Source organism: Chryseolinea lacunae, assembly GCF_016735595.1.
Taxonomy (GTDB): domain Bacteria; phylum Bacteroidota; class Bacteroidia; order Cytophagales; family Cyclobacteriaceae; genus Chryseolinea; species Chryseolinea lacunae.
In genome coordinates this window covers 84668-101922 of the sequence record NZ_JAERRB010000020.1, presented here as the reverse complement: position 1 = coordinate 101922, position 17255 = coordinate 84668, and the positions used below count along the sequence as shown (strand labels likewise).

15 protein-coding genes are annotated in these 17255 nt (G+C 48.9%); 13 read left to right on the top strand and 2 right to left on the bottom strand.

What is annotated here, in order from left to right; genetic code table 11:
- The 13 genes from JI741_RS31915 to JI741_RS31855 all read left to right on the top strand — a co-directional run.
- Window positions 1-340 (top strand): efflux RND transporter permease subunit (locus tag JI741_RS31915; protein ID WP_202016586.1); only part of this gene is annotated, 340 nt, incomplete at its 5' end.
- A gap of 17 nt (window positions 341-357) precedes the next feature.
- The gene (locus tag JI741_RS31910) at window positions 358-669 is read left to right on the top strand and encodes a hypothetical protein (protein WP_202016585.1); all 312 of its coding nucleotides are present in this window, start codon (window positions 358-360) and stop codon (window positions 667-669) included.
- 174 nt (window positions 670-843) lie between these two features.
- Entirely contained in the window at window positions 844-1038 is a 195-nt protein-coding gene (locus JI741_RS31905; RefSeq protein ID WP_202016584.1) for a YgaP family membrane protein, read from the top strand.
- Between the two features lie 548 nt (window positions 1039-1586).
- A complete protein-coding gene (locus tag JI741_RS31900) occupies window positions 1587-1973 on the top strand; it encodes a DUF2147 domain-containing protein (RefSeq protein ID WP_202016582.1) in 387 nt (128 codons plus the stop codon).
- Between the two features lie 4 nt (window positions 1974-1977).
- Window positions 1978-3291, top strand: coding sequence for a TolC family protein (locus tag JI741_RS31895; RefSeq protein ID WP_202016580.1), 1314 nt, complete (start codon window positions 1978-1980; stop codon window positions 3289-3291).
- Between the two features lies 1 nt (window position 3292).
- Complete coding sequence (locus JI741_RS31890; protein ID WP_202016578.1) at window positions 3293-4393, top strand: efflux RND transporter periplasmic adaptor subunit; 1101 nt, start codon at window positions 3293-3295, stop codon at window positions 4391-4393.
- Between the two features lie 2 nt (window positions 4394-4395).
- Window positions 4396-5115 (top strand): acyloxyacyl hydrolase, encoded by a 720-nt coding sequence (locus JI741_RS31885; protein WP_202016576.1) that lies wholly within the window; start codon window positions 4396-4398, stop codon window positions 5113-5115.
- Complete coding sequence (locus JI741_RS31880) at window positions 5112-6356, top strand: ABC transporter permease (RefSeq protein WP_202016574.1); 1245 nt, start codon at window positions 5112-5114, stop codon at window positions 6354-6356. Before JI741_RS31885 ends, JI741_RS31880 begins: the two co-directional genes overlap by 4 nt.
- Window positions 6357-6361: 5 nt before the next feature.
- A complete protein-coding gene (locus JI741_RS31875; protein WP_202016569.1) occupies window positions 6362-7048 on the top strand; it encodes an ABC transporter ATP-binding protein in 687 nt (228 codons plus the stop codon).
- The gene (locus tag JI741_RS31870; protein ID WP_202016566.1) at window positions 7045-7554 is read left to right on the top strand and encodes a hypothetical protein; all 510 of its coding nucleotides are present in this window, start codon (window positions 7045-7047) and stop codon (window positions 7552-7554) included. Before JI741_RS31875 ends, JI741_RS31870 begins: the two co-directional genes overlap by 4 nt.
- 8 nt (window positions 7555-7562) lie before the next feature.
- A complete protein-coding gene (locus JI741_RS31865; RefSeq protein ID WP_202016564.1) occupies window positions 7563-8435 on the top strand; it encodes a DUF6268 family outer membrane beta-barrel protein in 873 nt (290 codons plus the stop codon).
- A 116-nt stretch (window positions 8436-8551) separates the two neighbouring features.
- Entirely contained in the window at window positions 8552-9037 is a 486-nt protein-coding gene (locus JI741_RS31860; RefSeq protein ID WP_202016563.1) for a sensor histidine kinase, read from the top strand.
- A complete protein-coding gene (locus JI741_RS31855; RefSeq protein ID WP_202016562.1) occupies window positions 9034-9804 on the top strand; it encodes a LytR/AlgR family response regulator transcription factor in 771 nt (256 codons plus the stop codon). The genes JI741_RS31860 and JI741_RS31855 overlap by 4 nt, the downstream gene beginning before the upstream one ends.
- A gap of 481 nt (window positions 9805-10285) precedes the next feature.
- On the opposite strand, the gene JI741_RS31850 is transcribed toward JI741_RS31855, so the two are convergent.
- Window positions 10286-13354: a right-handed parallel beta-helix repeat-containing protein gene (locus JI741_RS31850; protein ID WP_202016561.1), complete on the bottom strand. Its 3069-nt coding sequence runs from the start codon at window positions 13352-13354 to the stop codon at window positions 10286-10288.
- A 675-nt stretch (window positions 13355-14029) separates the two neighbouring features.
- Complete coding sequence (locus tag JI741_RS31845; protein ID WP_202016560.1) at window positions 14030-17224, bottom strand: sensor histidine kinase; 3195 nt, start codon at window positions 17222-17224, stop codon at window positions 14030-14032.
- Window positions 17225-17255: the final 31 nt, after the last annotated feature.

Sequence of the window (17255 nt, the reverse complement as noted above, 5' to 3'; positions counted from 1 at the left end):
TTACTTCACGGCTACGTCCATGATCGGATTCATAGCGCTCGCGGGTGTGATGGTTAGAAATTCAGTCTTGCTCATTGACTTTATCAACATCCGATTGGAAGACGGTATTCCGTTGAAACAGGCTATCATTGAAGCCGGAGCCGTTCGTACAACACCGATCCTGTTAACGGCCGGTGCTGTGGTGTTGGGCGCCGTCATCATTCTGTTCGACCCGATCTTTCAGGGACTGGCGATCTCCCTGATGGGCGGAACCATTACCTCAACGTTTCTCACCCTGCTGGTCGTGCCGCTCTTGTACTTCAAAATGATGCGCAAGCAGACCGCTAAACAACAGCTATAACGTTAACACAAAGAGATATGAAACTCCTGATGATAACGAGCTTAAAAGAACATCAAAAGAAGGTGGCGCAAATCATGGACCTTTCGGGGATTAGCGTATTCAGTATAACAGAAACCATTGGATTCAAGGATCATCGTACGCCTAACCTGCTGGATAACTGGTTCAGTAGTGGTGGCGAGAATTTTGACTCTGTTTTTCTATTCAGCTTCACCGATGAAGAAAAAGCGGATAAAGCTTTGGCGTTGGTAAAGAAGTTCAATGCTGATGACGAAACAGGGTTTCTGATTCATGCTTTTATTCTGCCGGTCGATAAATCAAGTTACCCATAGCATCATAACAACGGACATCAGCCACTACATCAACTAAGGACTAGACGAGTGACTCCTGTTGCTGTTCCGGGAAGGATGCAATCAAGCGGGCATGCAGTGAATTGAAAGCGCTGCGAAGTAACAAAGAAGGCAGACGTACACGGAAATTAACATTGAAACTAAAAATGCATTGATATGAGAGAACGAATTGTAAGAGCGGTGGCCGGGATAATGATACTGATCAGCATCACCCTGGCTTATTTTGTAAGTATCTATTGGCTGGGGATGACCGCATTTGTCGGGCTCAATCTCTTGCAATCTTCCTTCACCCGATTTTGCCCACTGGAACTGATTCTGGATAAGGCCGGAATTGAAAAGGGCAAATGTTGATGCTGCGGAGACTTGGCCTGTCTCGAGCGGTGAGGAAAATCAGGATTTGAGCGTGAGGTAATAGTTGGTTGCTCGATATGCAATAGCATGATCACATAATTCTCAATCATAGTGGCCGTGAATTACCCGCACGGCGTCGCATGAGGGAGGAGTTTCCTCCCCCGTTGAAGGCCATCTCATCCCGCCTTTTGTCTGCTTCATCTCACTTTGGAAGAACACTGAAACTGGTTTCCGGTAACCTTGGATTTTATCCTCAAGATGAAGCAAAAGGAGAAAGACGACCTCGGCCTCGCTTTGGCGTGGCTACTCATTACACTGCTGATCAGCTGTTGTAACGCCTGGTATCTCCGTAGGCTGTCCGATTGTTACTATTTCTGCCACCACTTTATATTCCCTGGAAACGGCGGCGTTGAGTGTTGCGATTGTTTTCTCTACCACTATGGTTTTTGACGGCCTGTCCTTTTCATCCGGCACATTGTCCATTTCATACAGGTTCTCCGGAATCTGCCGCCACCGGTGCCGTACACTTGCATAAAAACTGAACAGAAATGAAAATGATAGCAAAGAATTACCTCATTACCACTGGTCTGACCTGGCTGATGTCTATGGCGGCACTTCAAGGCCATTCTCAGGTCCCAGAGAAATTAAAGGGTATCTGGACCAATGAGCAGGGCACGCGCAAAACAGATTTTTATGAAGTCGAAGGTAAATATTTTGGAAAGCTGGTATGGGTGTCCGATGATTCAAAATTGAAAGCGGGTGACCTGCTTTTCAAAGAACTCGTTTGGAACGGAAAGAAATTTCACGGCACTGCGGTAACGCCTGCCCGAGGTGATCTGTCATGTGTGATTTCTTTCGAGGGCGATGATAAACTAAAAATCACCGCTTCGAAAGGGGGCATGTCAAAATCGGTCTACTGGACAAGGGTGAAGTAAGGTCATGAAAGTACGGTTCGCGTTGCTTGTTTTCCTGCTGGCTTGGTGTGGTCAGCTTCGCGCCCAACATGTATTCCGATCGCTGGAGGAAGTGTGGGCGTATGCTGAACAGCACAATGTTCAGGTAGTCACCACCGGAGCCCAGCGGCAGGTTGCGGCGGGTGCTGTGCGACAGGCTTATGGAAATCTACTTCCCAGCATCAGCCTTAACGGAGCATTTACAGATAATGTCACCATTCAGCCCACGCTGGTTCCGGCCGAATTGTTTGGGGGCGAGCCCGGCGTTTATGTCGAGGAGAAATTCGGAAAGCGTTACAACTATACCGCAGGCCTGAACGCCCAACTTGATTTGATTAATCCCTCAAACTGGTATACCGTGCGGGGAGCCAGGTATAATGAGGTGATCAGCGAAAGCCAGTGGAAGATCAGCAAGCAGGAGGTCTATCAGCTTTCGGCGCAGGTCTATTTCACCTATCACTTGATGCACGAGGCGGAGGCGTTGGCACAGGAAAGTCTGGCCGCCTCCAATGAGACCCTGAAACACACAGCTCATTTGTTTGCGCTGGGACAAGTAAGTGAAGTCACACTCAATTTGGCAACCATCCAGGTGAAGGCGGCAGCCTTAACCCTTCATGTTGCCCGGAGTAACGGGCAAACTGCCTTGAACCAACTCAAGCAATTGCTGGAACTGCCGTTGGATGATTCACTAAATCTTCCGGCAGATACTGTCGCACGACAAAACATAGAAGACCTATCACTTGAGCCTTCTTCGGCAATGGCAGTGAAGCTAGCCTACGCCCAGATGGCTACGGCCAGAAATACGGTCCAATCCTCAAGGTCTGCATTTAGTCCGGTTCTTTCCGCAGTCTATGCTTTTAACGCTCAGGTGACCGGCAATGATTTCATGACGTTTGGCAATACCAACAGCCTGCCGCAACAGTATTGGGGGCTACGCCTCAGCATTCCGATCATGGCGCATCACACCAGGTCGTATCAGCTTGACCGATCTAAAATCGATTTTGAGTCAAAGCAAAGGCAATATGAGAGCATTTTATCCAATACCGCCATTGACGATGTAAACCTGGTTAATGATTTCACGCAGGCCTACACCGCCTTGGCAGGCGCCAAGGAGATTCTGGAACTGTATCACCTAAATGACAGCCATGCCGCTCATCGGTTGGATGCAGGTCAGATTTCAGTGGATGAGCGGCTGGAGGTTTATCAGGATTACATCACCTACAGAAATCAATACCTCCAGTACCTATCTGATTATTTCATCCGCTACGCGCAGGTACAGGTTCGATTAAAAACTTTCTGACATGAAAAACTATCTAGTCCCTATTTTACCGTTGGTGGTTCTCTTTTGTAATTCCTGCAAGGAGAAAGACACATGGGTCACACCGCGGGAGGCACCTATCACGGAAGCAATTTTCGCCACAGGGCATCTTGAACCGGTCGGGCAGCGAGTACTCACCTCGTTCACGGAAGGATATCTTCGGCATGCCTTCGTGAAAGAGTCTGATGTGGCAGCAAATGGCGCTGTGTTATTTACCCTCGACAATAGTTCAAAAGCGATCGAGGAGGATGCGGCGGAAAAGAATCTGCAATTGACCGTTCAAAACACTTCACCTCAATCTCCGGTGTTGCAAAAGTTACGGATTGATTTGAAGACGGCTCAACAAAAACGTGCCCTCGACTCGCTGCAGTACGCGCGGTTAAATCGCTTGTTCGAAACGAAGTCTGTGGCCCAGGTAGACCTCGATAAAGCAAAACTTGAGTATGAACTGGACGTGAACAATGAAAAGTCTATCCGCGAAAATATTGAGGCTACTCAACTCAATCTCCAGCAATCGCTCGTTCAGGCCCAAAGCCAGTATCAATCCTCTTCAGTGGGGAATCACTACTATACCTTGCGGTCACCCGACTGGCTGAGAGTTTATCAAGTGTTCAAGAAACCGGGTGAGCTTGTACGTAAAGGCGATGCGGTTGCTCTGCTCGGTCACCCCGATTCCTTGATCGTGATGTTATTCGTAGATGAGGGGAGTATCTCGAAAATAAAGCTAGGCCAACGCGTGCTGATAGAACTCAACACGGCTAAAGGGAAAAGCTACCAGGCTAAAGTGTCCCGCATCTATCCCTACTTTGATACTGAAACACAATCCTTCAGAGTAGAAGCCAGCGTTGATGAATTACTGCCGGGCTCAATCGCAGGAACTCTACTTCAGGGCGATATCATTGTGAACCATAAAGCCAAAACGCTGCTCATGCCCCGTCCCTGCCTCGGCCCCAATGGCGAGGTAGTCGTCTTGCGTAGAAATGTAAGGGACACCATTACGCCGGAGACCGGGATCATCTCAACCGAGTGGGTAGAAGTGATCAGCGGAGTTACCCCGGAGGATAAAATCTTAAAACCATTTTAAATATGTTGAGGTACGGCTCCATCATTTTCCTGATTCTGATGAGCGGATTTGTGCATGGCCAATCTGCGAAGCCATCAATAGGCCAGTTGCCACCTTTCACCAAGTGGTATCAAAATCCGTTGGGAGTTTCTCCCATTTCTCTTCATACGGGAAATGGCCTATGGATACCCGCCATCGCAGCCGCAGCGATTTTGCTATTTACTCACCAAGACTCAACCCAAAGAGCACGGTTTGCCTATTTCAACGAAAGCGGAATTTCTCGAGGCTATTATGCCAACAAAACGTCTGTTTTTCAGAACAATACCGGAGTGTTGTTTTTTGCCAGGCGATGGATGGCGCTTGGAGGTGAGGTTTCGGCATACCACGTACGCGATAATGTGAATGACACCTGGGGGTTTGGCCTCCGTCCATTTGTGAGGTTCTACCTGGTGCACCAGGAAAAGTGGCGATTGTATTTTGAAAGCGGTGCAGGCCTTATTGTGTTCTTGGATGAATTTCCACAACCCTCCGGGTTTTTCGGGGACGAGCGTATGGGAACCCACTTTAATGGGTCACCTAAATACGGCGTTGGCGCAGAAATCACGCTCGAAAGATCCCTGGCTCTTATCGTTGGTGTCAGGCACGTGCATGTTTCAAACGGGGATCATCCCAGCGATGACAGAAACCCCGGTCATGACAGTAACGGATTCAGCATAGGTTTCCTCTACACTCCTAAACGATGAGCATCAACATTAATTCCGAGGTTGCACTGACCTACCTCATCGCAAAGAAGAAGCAAACACTTGTGGCCTCACTGGGTGTCACGTTTGGCATCAGCATGTATATTTTCATGAACTCACTTATCAGCGGAACCAATGAATACTTTGAAAAAATGACGTTAAGTGCCACGCCGCACATCCGCCTGTACCGTGATCATCAGATCAGCAACAGCGACCGGCTTAACCACTTCCTCGGCAAGGCCTCTACAAATCTCATCAGTAATCCGAAGATGGTCAACAGCGACGAACGCATAGACGACCCCTACACACTGTTACAGGCATTAAAAACGAACCCGGCGTCTCTGGCCGTGTCGCCCCAGATTACGGCCACGATAATCTGCTCGAACGGCAGTCTCCAAGAGAACGGGAATGTATCGGGTGTAAACATCCTGGAGCAGGATAAAATGTTCGACATCACCTCGACGATGATCGCCGGCACGGTAAAGGACCTGAGCACCGATCCCAACGGTATCATCATCGGCTCTGGTATGGCGGAAAACCTGAGCCTGAAGACGGGAGATAATATTACATTAACCACGTCGAAGGGTTCCACCAAGGTGCTTCACGTTTCAGGGATATTCCGGACCACCATCAAAAATGTGGACCAAACAAAATGTTATGCCAACCTTTCAGTCGTGCAGCAGTTGCTAAAAAAAGACCGCAGCTACATCACCGATATCTATGTAAACCTGAAGGACTATACAAAGGCCAACCGTATTGGAAAGCAGTTCGAGCTGGTCACGGGCTACCGCGTGGAAACGTGGCAATCTGCCAATGAGCAGTCCATTGCCGCCCGGATGATTCGAGACATGATTGCCAACTCGGTAGTAATTACCATCCTCATTGTCGCGGGCTTTGGTATATACAATATCCTTAATATGATGATTTATGAGAAAATTAAAGAGATCGCGATCCTGAAAGCTACCGGGTTTGCAGGCAGGCATGTGGTGGCCATTTTCATTTTCCAGGCACTCTTTATCGGACTTCTTGGAAGTTTCACCGGTATACTCCTGGGCTGGCTGCTGTCTAAAACCGGCTCCATGATATATATCGGAAAAGGAAACCTGGAGTACCTACCCGTATCTTTTTATGCGAAGCACTATATCCAGGGCGCCCTGTTTGGAATCATCACGTCCTTCTTTGCAGGCTATGTGCCGGCATTACGTGCATCCCATGTTGACCCTGTTGAAATCATTCGTGGATAAAAATTATGATCATGGCATTACAAGCAAATCACATCAATAAGTACTTCTATGCTCCTGATAAATTTCAAGCATTGAAAGACATCTCCTTTGAGGTGAAGAAAGGCGAATTTGTTTCTATTGTTGGCAAGTCCGGCTGTGGAAAATCGACACTTCTTTACATACTATCCACGATGGATACAGCCTATGACGGCAGCGTGCAGCTCGCCGGTGAAAATATCACCGGTAAAAAGCAGGACGCGCTGGCTGCATTTCGAAATGCGCACCTGGGATTTGTATTTCAATTTCACTACCTGTTGCCAGATTTCTCCTGTTTGAAGAATGTCATGATTCCCGCCTTAAGGCTTGGGAAGCTTTCCCGTGCGCAGATCGAGGAACAAGCTTATGAAAAGTTAACACTATTGGGCGTGGGACATCAGGCGCTCAAGACTGCTTCGCGTATCTCCGGGGGGCAGCAGCAACGAGTGGCCATTGCCCGCGCCTTGATCAACAATCCAGACATTGTTATGGGCGATGAGCCAACCGGAAACCTCGACACACGCAACACCGCCATTGTGTTCGACATGCTTCAGCAACTTTGCAGGGAGCAGCAGAAGACTGTCATCACCGTAACGCATGACAACGATTTTGCGGCCAAGTCTGACCGCATCATCGAAATGTCCGACGGTGTCATCGTCAATCAGCATACGCGATGAGGTTCGCAGGTTTTGTCATCGCTACTTTTCTTTCCGGGTGCAACCTTGCCGTAGAAGCACAGCATTTTTTTTCGATTGAGTCCGATAGTCTCCCGCGATCCTACCTGCTGGAGACTCCCGCGCCGGAAGTGTCTAACCTGCCGATGGTTATTTTATTGCACGATAGCCATATACTTCCCATGGCCTTGGCAAAATTGGACTGGTCGCAACTAAGCCAGCCAGCACTGATTGTTTTTCCGGTGGGACTAAGAAACCAATGGGCATCCGGCAATCATGCAGATTCGCTGCGATGGGATGAAAATTTCTTGTTAAAAATCATTTTCCAGGTTCAGCAAAATTTCAGAACGGATATCTCGCGGGTATTTATCCTGGGCATGGGGAACGCGTTTTTCCTGGCGGAAGCCTTTCAACGGAAGCACCCGGCGCTCGTGCGTGCGGCGGCACCGTGGGAGTACCCAACAAACCATGCTGGTAGGTCTGCTCTTTATACTTGGAAAATAGAATGAAAAGGTTAATGCTGATCCTTTCCTGTCTTTCCTCCCATGCCATGGCGCAATTCGACAAGGAAGTTTTTCATGTAAAATATTCTATATCGCCCGTCATGCTGAATGGCGAGCGCGATGCCCTGCACGCGGTGGATTTCAACGTGAAGTTTCCCCTGAAAATGAAGGGTCGTAGTATGTTTGGTGGCGGCATTGGGTACGAGTCACTCTGGACAAACCGCGGCCCGTTGATTGGCGACCTCAGTGTTCAGGGAATATCAGCTCAATTCCTCTTCAATCGGAATTTTGACAACGGGCATGCGCTTCTCGGCTTTGCTTCAGCCGGTGTCTATTCGGATTTCAAGGATGTATCGAACGAAGACTTCCGTTACTCGGTCGGTATGCGGTACAAAACCAAGCTTCACGAGAAATTCACCATGTGGTATGGCATCGCCTTTAGCAAGCAGTTTTTCGGTGTGCTTGTGGCGCCGTTCATTGACTTCCACTGGCGTATTACCCCACGGCTAAGGATGACGGGGCCTCTACCATTAAATACCCAACTGCGGTATGCACTTAGGCCTAAGGTTGGGTTAACTTTCTTTCTTAAGCCCGATAATGCTACCTACCGACTGTCCAGGAAAGACTATGAATCCCGTTATTTCCAAAAAAAACAATGGAATGCTGGTTGCGGGGTCGAATATCAACTTACCCGGCATTGGCTGGTCACCCTTCGAGGAGGGTACTCGCTAAAGCGTAAATTTGAAACCTATGAAGCTTCGCAAACGGGAGTTTTGAGTATCTTGACTTTCGATTTGCAAGGAGGAAAACGCATCCCCTACAATCAATACCAGGAAAACGCGTTCCTCGCCGAAGCCATGATTGCGTGGGTGTTGAGCAAAGATTGAGCATTCCTCTGTCCTCAAAATCCGGGGAACGGTAGCCAACAGGGAGATGAACAGAGATACAACCACCCCGATTGCCAGATTGTATTTCCTTCGCTGTTTCAACCCCTGTTTAGTTAATGCCGGAACCATATCTTTTTTTAAAGAAGGTAAAAGAATATATCGGTGAGGTATCCAATGTATATCGCTACCTGCTTCAATACAAAGAGAACGACATGGTTGCGGTGGAGGATGAACTGAAGTTTACCGAGTCGTACTTATACATCTTAAGCGAACGGTTTGAAAGTGGATTGCAGGTGGAGATCAGCATTGGTGAGAGAACCCGGAAAACCTCTCTGCCTCCGCTAGCATTGCAGACCCTGGTGGAGAATGCGGTAAAGCACAATATCGTGTCACCCGCCAGACCACTCTACCTTGAAATAACCGACAATGATGAGTTTATCGTGGTTAGAAATAATCTTCAATTGAAACACTCCCTGCCCAATGATTCATCACAGAGCGGTCTGAAAAATATTCATGAGCGCTATGGATTGCTGGCTAACAAGGAAATTGTGATTGAAAAAACGGCTACGCATTTTATAGTAAAATTACCGGTGCTGGTATGATTAACGCCGTCATTATAGAAGATGAGCCGAAGGCGGCTAACGAGTTGAAGGATATACTCGAGCAGATCCGAAAAGATATTGTGATCGTTAAAACAATGGGATCCATCGAGGAAGCCTCCGAATGGTTTCAACAGAACGACCCGCCTGATATCATTTTCTCGGATATCCAATTGTCCGATGGACTGAGCTTTGAGATATACAAGAACATAGACCTTTCATCACCCATCATCTTCTGCACTGCATTTGACGAATACACCTTGAAGGCGTTTGAGGCGAATGGAATTTCCTATCTGCTTAAACCGATGACGCCCGCTAAGGTGGAGGAAAGTCTCCGCAAATATGACGAACTCAAAGCTGCTTTTTCAAAGAGGCAGCCATCAGCTAATCAACTGGAAGCATTGATAAGACAACTCCGACCTTCCTATCAGACTACCTTGCTTATCAACGTGCGGGATAAGATCATGCCGGTGAAAGCCGAAGATGTAGCTTACTTGTATTATAACAATGGTGTTGTTTCGGTTTACCTCTTCAATCAACAGCAGTATTTTATCCAGGAAACGATGGACGATCTCGAGTCAAAGTTGAACCCGTCAACCTTTTTTCGCGTCAATCGCCAGTACCTGATTCATCGGAATAGCATTCAGGAAATTGAAAGGTATTTCTCAAGAAAATTTATTGCTAAGCTTTTTCTTAAGACCCCGGAACCGATAATAGTCAGCAAGATTAAGGCGACACCTTTTATGAATTGGATTAAAGAGTCGATCTAATGGATTTTTTGAAACAAGCAAAATCTTATCGAATAACACCCTCAATAAATATTATCTCGATGGCTATGTGAAAGACCCTTAAAGGCCATCGCGATAATTTCGCCCCGCTCACCCTGACCGCCCGCGAAACCAATACGTTCACCACACTGCACCTTATCAACGATAGACGATCTTCGGGACAACACCCAAAGACGAAGTCAAGACTTTAATCAAAGTATTGCTAGGACAAAAGAATTTTCAACTGTGGGACGCGATGCTGACGAAGGTGATCGACTTTAACAGAATCGGTGTTCTAAGGAGAGGACGGAGATGAAGAAAACGGCTAACAACAAAGTGCATTCGCCCATTAAATCTTGCTTCCTTTCATTCGCTTAGGCTTATCACCAGCTACCCATAAAAAGAGTTATCGCGAAAGCTGTTAGTAGCTTTCGCGATAACTCTTTTATCCATGCACCCAATCTCGGGTGCGTGCGTTTTGCTATTAATTCACAATCGCCGTCTTCCCCGTATCTATCCTCTTACCATTCTGAATAACGTGATAGATATACAACTCACCCGGTATAAAAATCTGCGTGTACAATTCAGGACTCCACTTACCCTGATATACGCGACGACCGGAGCCGTTGAAGATGACGACGGTGTAGTCGTAACCAGCGGGATAATGGTTGTCCAGAAACACAAAGTCATCTTCCGATGGTGTGGTGACTGTGGTTGTCGAGTCAATCCCAGGGTAGTCATTTGCAGGCGCTACGGGAACGGGGTCTGCATCAAAAGAGCGAGCCACGCTGATGCCTTTGGCGCTAAGCGCTTGTTCTTGTGTCAGGTCAATGACCACTACCCAGCCTACGTAGCCAAAGTTCATGGCGCTGCCCGCCATCTTGCGTGCGCTGATGCCGATCTCGCCGCTGGCGTTGGGAGTGAGGGATGCATACTCCACTTGCAGTGTGGCATTGTTGGTTACGTTCAGGGTCTTGATCACGCCGCCTACGCGGTATTCGAAGGTGCCGTATTGATCGGGGGTGCCGTTGCCTGAGGCGCGCGATGCACCCATTTGGATGGTGTATTTGTGAGTGGGGTTGAGGCGGGTCAGTTTCAGGTTGTCGCCTTGCAGCACGCCGTTCACGGTGGTGCCATAGGCTGCGTTGTAGTTGAACCAGTTGTTCTGCACCACGGCAGCCGGTTGAATCGTGCCGTTGGCGACACCACCGGCATAGGAACTGGTTGATGTGCCGTAGACGGCGGGGTTCCACTGGCCGGTGGCTACGCTGCTGACGGTGATTTTGGTGGACGGATCGGTTGCCGAGATGACGCTGGCGTGGGGTGCACCGGCCACACTAATCCAGCCGCTGATGCTGGCTGCCGTGGGCCTGAAGCTGAAACGGGTGATGGCGCCTGCAGAAACGCTCACCGATGCATCGGCGCTGGCTGCTGCGCCGGCATTGTCTTTCACCGTGAGGCGGAACACATATGCTCCTTCTGCCATGCCGCTTACCGAAGCTGTTGATGACGCTGTGTTGGAAAGTGTGCAGGTGCCGCCGGAAACTTTTGACCATGTGTAGGATGAGATGGTGCCGTCTCTGTCGGACGCGCTTCCCACCAGGGCAACTGAATTGGCGGGCAACATCAGGTTTTTGGTTCCGCCGGCGCTAACGGTTGGTGCTGCGTTGGTGCCGGTGATGACGGCGATCACTGTTCTGTCGGCGTAGGCGGTGGCCCCGGCGTTGTCTTTCACGGTGAGGCGGAACACATAGGTGCCGGTGGCAAGGCCGCTGAGACTCAATGTGGCCGTGTTGGCATTGGTGAGTGTTGCCGCGCCGCCCGATACTTTTGTCCACGCATAGGAGGCAATGGTGCCGTCGGCATCGCTGGCCGTGCCCGTGAGCGTAGCTGTTGTGGTGGTGATGTTTAGTGTTGCGCCTAGACTTACCGTAGGAATTTTGTTTGCGCTAACCGTCACGGTCACATCGTCGCTGGTTGTGGCTCCGGCGTTGTCTTTCACGGTGAGGCGGAACACGTAGGTGCCGGCTGCCAGGCCGCTCACGCTCAAGGTGGCTGTGGTGGCGTTTGTTAATGTAGCGGTTGCACCAGATACCTTTGTCCAGGTGTAGGAACTGATGGAGCCGTCGGGATCGGAGGCGGTGCCGGTGATGGCAACCGTAGATGTGGGCAGTGTCACGGTTTTATCTGCACCTGCATTGACCACGGGAGACTGATTGGATGCTCCTCCAAATTCAAAAGCGCCCTGGTCGTAGGCGCCGATGCGCACCTTGCCGTCTTTGTCGACGGTCACGCCATAGGATGTTAAATCTGTGCCTGCATTGATGGCCGGTGAGCCCGACAAAAGGTGATAGTCCATGGCGGCCGCGTTGGCAAACTTGACGCTGGCAATGTTGTTTGTCATCAGGTTATTGGCTTCTACCGTGCGGGCTTTTGCCGTGGGGCTGTTGTATTTGATATACGTGTAGCCGCTGGCCTGGTTCGTGACAAAGATGTTGTTGGCAATGCGCGACGTTGCCGGGGCTTCGCTATACATAAGGATATCGAATTGCGGGCAGTTCACGATGGTGTTGTTCATTACCATGAACCCGGTGGGTGCGTAGTTGCCGGCATAGTCAATTAAGGAGAAACCTCCCAGCAAGCCGTTGCGGGCAATGTTGTTGTAGTAGATGCCACCCCCTCCTGAATCCCAGAAGCAATAGCCGTTGCCGGTGTCAATGATGTTGTCGTGTACTTTTGCCTGTGTGGTGCCGCCGCCGGCCTGGAAGCCATTGGTGTGTCCATAGTTATTGCTTGTGCCGTAGTTGGTAACGGAGTTGTGGTGCACTTCGCAGCCCGAAATGGCCGACCCGATCTGGATGCCGTCGCTGGCGATGTTTTGTAGTGTATTATTATAGACCTTCACGTTCACCACATCGTGTTCCATCACCGTGAGGTTGGTGCCGCTGCAAGTCATGCCTACGCCCGAGTCGTAGTGTGAGTTGCCGATGTAAAATCCTTCGCATCCGGTGTTGCTGACGAGATTGTCGTGAAACGATGTGTTCCTCATGGTGAAACGGCCTTTCCAGGTGGTGGCGTCGCATGTGGGGTCGGTCTTGGCCACAATGCCCACACAACCCGTGTTGTGAACATAGAGGTGGTCTACTTCGAAATCGGAGCTCAGCTGCTGGAAGTTGATGCCCATCTGTCCGCCGATGATCTCAATTCCGTATTTAACCGCCGGGTTGTTGCCCCCCGAGAACTTCACGTAGGTGACGTTATCGACCTCAACCACGTTTCCGTAAGACACTGGCGCGTTAATGATGACCGAGCTGTTGCTTTCGTTCGATATAATGACCGGCTGGGCTGCCGTGCCATGGATATTTATAAGTTTAATGCCGGTGCGGGTTCCTCCTTTGAAACAAATTCTATCGCCGGGTTTCACGCCTTTGGCGGCTCCATCAAATTGCCACTCCGTTGCTGCGGTAGAAATTGTGAACTTACAGCCGCTCTGGGCCATAACCGCCACCGGAAAGAGCAGAGCCCCTAACAAACCAAAAATCCTTCTTCTCATTATGCGTTTATGTTTATATAGGCACATAACCCCCACATCGAAAATTCGTTGTGCACTTGTAACATTATCCGGCTTTTTGTCTAAAAGCAGAATTGCTTAAACTTTACCTGAGTATGCTAAAATGAGTTGAGAAAAACGCTCTTTCGAGTTGAGGATCGCATTATGAAATGTGGTCACGACACCAACGTATTAATCGATCTTTGGTCGGAAAAATTGGACGACACAACGAATGTATCTTTTCCTGGCTGGAAAAGGCGTGTCGAAAAAGAAGGGCGAGGGTGTTGTGGAAATCTGATGACCTTCTGGAAACTTTTTAGTTATCCCTGAATTTAGCGATGTACCATTTTTTGGTATCGGAAAAAATTTTGGTGTGACGGCTCTTGATTCGAAGCCTTTTGCGTGAAGAAAGTTCTTCTTCATTGCAACGGCTTGGGTACACAAAAAGATTCAGGGCAGCAGCAAAATATGTCGCGCGCAGGATTTAAACTCCCTCCCAAGTCAACTCACGTCGTCATCGCGCCCCTGATCGACTATCGCTGGCAAGTGGTGTCATTGTGATGTTGCTTTGTCCTAACTTCCCGCATATCTTTCTTGTGTTTTTTTCTGTATACTTCCCGTTCGGAATAGGGTTTATTCACGTCGCGCGGTTTTTGTGTCTTTGATGCCTTTCGGGGTTTATTTTTTCCGGACGTAGATGTTTTCGTGGGGGATGGCTATTGTGAATTTGGTCCATTTGCCTTTTTCGGAATCGACATAGATTTCCCCATAAAGTTTTTCGACGGTTTCCTTTACGATGTAGAGGCCGAGGCCGGAGCCCTGCGAGCGATCGGTGGCGCGAAAAAACATTTCGAACACGCGGCAGAGGTAGTGTTTGTCAATGCCGATGCCATTGTCCTGGATTTCAAGTTTCCAGATCGTTTTCCCATTCTCGAATGTTATTTGTCCGGTATTTGACTCTTTTCGATCGTCGCGGTATTTGATGGCATTGCCGATCAGGTTGTTCAAAATGATTTTAAGCCTTTTCCTGTCGATCATTACGCTGGCATCCTTATTGAAATCGATGGCAAAATTCATGGCTTCCATTCCGGGATAGAATTTTAAATCGGCGATGCTTTCCTGGATCAGATCATAGACGTTTACGGGTTCATAGCTTACTTCCAAATTCGAATTTTGCGAGTATTGAATCATGTTCAGGACTACGTCTTCGAGCTTTTTGACGCTTCGTTCCATGTGATCGATGAGGATGCTGACTTCCGGGTTCTGATTTTGTCTTCGGGCCAGTTCGATCAACCCGGTCACAGATTTCATAGGCGCAATGAGATCGTGTGAGGCACTATAGACAAAGGCATCCAGTTCTTTGATGGTTTTGTTAAGTTGAAGGATAGTTTCGTTTAACTTCTCCGTGCGTTGACCGACCACCTCTTCCAGGGACTGGTTGATTGTTTGGAGGCGTTGTTTTGCTTCGCTTAGCTGGATGTTCTGCTCGGTGATCATTTGCTGCTGGGCAGCCATCTCGTCATTTTGTGCTATGAGTTCTTCGTTTTGTGCCGCAAGGTCGTGATTTTGATTTTTAATTTCCTGGCCCTGCAGGTTTACCAGATGTTCCAGTTCTTTCTTTCGCCGGCTGAGTTCATAGATGCGATAGCGATTAAAACTATAGGCCCCGATAACAAAGAGAAGAAGTACGGACCAACGAAAGTAGGCCGTGCGCCACCAGGGTGTTTGAATATGTATGGTGAGCGATTTCTCCGGTCCCCATACTTTTCCGTTAAAGGAGGCCCTCACCGTGAGTGTGTAGGATTTAGGATCAAGGTTGGTGAAGGTGACACTATGATCGTTACCTACCTTTTGCCAGTCGTCGTTGAAACCCTCCAGCTTGTAGGCGTAGATTATTTTGTCGGGCGACGAAAAGTTAAAAGCCGAGAAGTGGAACGTCAGCAAGCGCGAATCTGTGTGTGGCAAGTCAAGTTTTTGTGTCTCGGTTATGCTTTGTTTTAACAGATCGCTCCCCGGTTTTACCTGTTTATTAAAAATACTAAAGTCGGTGAATACAACTTCCAGCGAACTATGATTGTCTGTGATGGCACGTGGTGTGAATATATTGAAACCATGTGTGCCCCCAAACAGCAGACGACCGTCTGATGTTCGCAAAGCAGCGTTCCGGTTAAAGGTCGTGCCCTGCACGCCATAGTTGGCATCGAACACGGTGAAAATGGTGTCTGCTTCCTTGAAGTGAACCAGGCCTTTGTTGGTGCTTAACCATAAACTTCCGGGCTCTCCTTTTTCCACGGCAAGGACGATGTTGTCGGGCAGTCCATCGCGTTCGTCGAGGACGTGGAGGGAGTGGGTTGCAATGTTGTATTGGCAGAGGCCGCTTCCGTAGGTGCCGATCCATATTTTCCCGTCATCTTCCAGTAAGGTTTTTACCCGCAGATCGGGCAGTGACCGTATTTTTTCATCTTGTCCTTTGACCTCGATAACGGAGTCTGATGCCGGCAGGTATGCCATGAGCAAACCATACGATCCAACCCACATGGTGTGATCGGAAGAGATAAGAATTGTTTGCGCCTGAATGTCTTTAAAAAGCTTGTCGATGTTTCCGTTCAGCGGGTGATCGATGTGATGGAACGTTTCTGTCTTTGGATCAAACCGGTTGACGCCACGATTAGTCCCTATCCACAGGTAGCCCAGCGAATCTTTCTGGATGGCCCACACGGTATTGGCGGCAACCGAAGTGCGGTCGCCGGGTTTGTGTTTGAATTGCTTCGAGCCGCCATGCCCATCAAGATAAATCAATCCATTCTGAAACGAGCCCACCCATAGTCCCTGTCCGTCACTTTGCAGCGCTGTTATCACATTTACACCTGCCAGTTTTGCGGGCAATGAATACCGATGTACGATGCCATCCTTCAGGTAGTGAAGGCCGCCTCCGTCTGTGCCTACCCAAATTGTTCCATCCTTTGCTTCGGCAAACGCGGACACCGTGTTGTTGCGCAATGAATGTTCGTTAAAGATATCTTCGCGATACAAACGAAATTGAATGGGCTTGTTTTCATGATAGTTCACACCGCCGTTGTAGGTGCCAAGCCACACACCTCCATTGGGTTCGATGAAGATCGAACGGATTGTGTTGTAGCTTAGACTGCGATCGTTAAATTCTGAGCGCACATAGCAGCGGGAAATTTTGGTTCCGCGCATGAGTACATTTAGTCCACCTCCATCTGTGCCGATCCATAGATTATGGTCTTTGTCTATTGCAAGCGACCAGATATCATTGTTGTTGGTTCCGCCATTTTCACGATTATAATAGATTGTGTTTTTTGTGACGCGATCAAATCTTCCAAGCCCGTGCCCCTCTGTTCCGAACCACAGATCGTTTTTGTCGACCAGCAGCGACCTCACCGGCGACCCGGTGTAGAATGGATAAACGTGTTGGTTTTGCAGGTTCAGAATTTTTACACCGCGAAGTGTGGCGATCAATAGACTATCGCCCGCCAGCTGAACATTCCATACCGTTTCATGGTCGAGTTCGGGGCTTTTATAATCAACGATGACTTGCTTTGACAGATCGATGTACCTCAACCCGGCGACAGTGCAGGCCAACCACAAGCGTTGCCTTTTTTTGTCGAGCGTGGCATTGGTGTAGACTGTACCGGGAGGGTTGTTTGCTTTAAATACTTTGAATCGTTCAAGCGAGCGATCGAAATAGTTTATGCCAGACACGGTTCCAATCCACAGATTGCCAGTAGCCTCTTCTTCCTGAATGAAATGAACCACGTTATGGCTCAGGGAAGTGGAGTCTGACGGATCGTGACGAAACGTTCGAAACTCGGCAGCATCGAAACGACTCAGGCCGTCTTCGGTAGCCATCCACACAAAGCCACGTGTGTCGCGGAGGATG

What these genes read in the sequence shown, in the direction of transcription:
- JI741_RS31910 (WP_202016585.1), top strand. Translation starts at nt 358, where the DNA reads ATGAAACTCCTGATGATAACGAGCTTAAAAGAACATCAAAAGAAGGTG.
- JI741_RS31905 (WP_202016584.1), top strand. Translation starts at nt 844, where the DNA reads ATGAGAGAACGAATTGTAAGAGCGGTGGCCGGGATAATGATACTGATC.
- JI741_RS31880 (WP_202016574.1), top strand. Translation starts at nt 5,112, where the DNA reads ATGAGCATCAACATTAATTCCGAGGTTGCACTGACCTACCTCATCGCA.
- JI741_RS31900 (WP_202016582.1), top strand. Translation starts at nt 1,587, where the DNA reads ATGAAAATGATAGCAAAGAATTACCTCATTACCACTGGTCTGACCTGG.
- JI741_RS31855 (WP_202016562.1), top strand. Translation starts at nt 9,034, where the DNA reads ATGATTAACGCCGTCATTATAGAAGATGAGCCGAAGGCGGCTAACGAG.
- JI741_RS31850 (WP_202016561.1), bottom strand. Translation starts at nt 13,354, where the DNA reads ATGAGAAGAAGGATTTTTGGTTTGTTAGGGGCTCTGCTCTTTCCGGTG.
- JI741_RS31870 (WP_202016566.1), top strand. Translation starts at nt 7,045, where the DNA reads ATGAGGTTCGCAGGTTTTGTCATCGCTACTTTTCTTTCCGGGTGCAAC.
- JI741_RS31875 (WP_202016569.1), top strand. Translation starts at nt 6,362, where the DNA reads ATGATCATGGCATTACAAGCAAATCACATCAATAAGTACTTCTATGCT.
- JI741_RS31860 (WP_202016563.1), top strand. Translation starts at nt 8,552, where the DNA reads ATGCCGGAACCATATCTTTTTTTAAAGAAGGTAAAAGAATATATCGGT.
- JI741_RS31885 (WP_202016576.1), top strand. Translation starts at nt 4,396, where the DNA reads ATGTTGAGGTACGGCTCCATCATTTTCCTGATTCTGATGAGCGGATTT.
- JI741_RS31845 (WP_202016560.1), bottom strand. Translation starts at nt 17,224, where the DNA reads ATGGCTACCGAAGACGGCCTGAGTCGTTTCGATGCTGCCGAGTTTCGA.
- JI741_RS31865 (WP_202016564.1), top strand. Translation starts at nt 7,563, where the DNA reads ATGCTGATCCTTTCCTGTCTTTCCTCCCATGCCATGGCGCAATTCGAC.
- JI741_RS31890 (WP_202016578.1), top strand. Translation starts at nt 3,293, where the DNA reads ATGAAAAACTATCTAGTCCCTATTTTACCGTTGGTGGTTCTCTTTTGT.
- JI741_RS31895 (WP_202016580.1), top strand. Translation starts at nt 1,978, where the DNA reads ATGAAAGTACGGTTCGCGTTGCTTGTTTTCCTGCTGGCTTGGTGTGGT.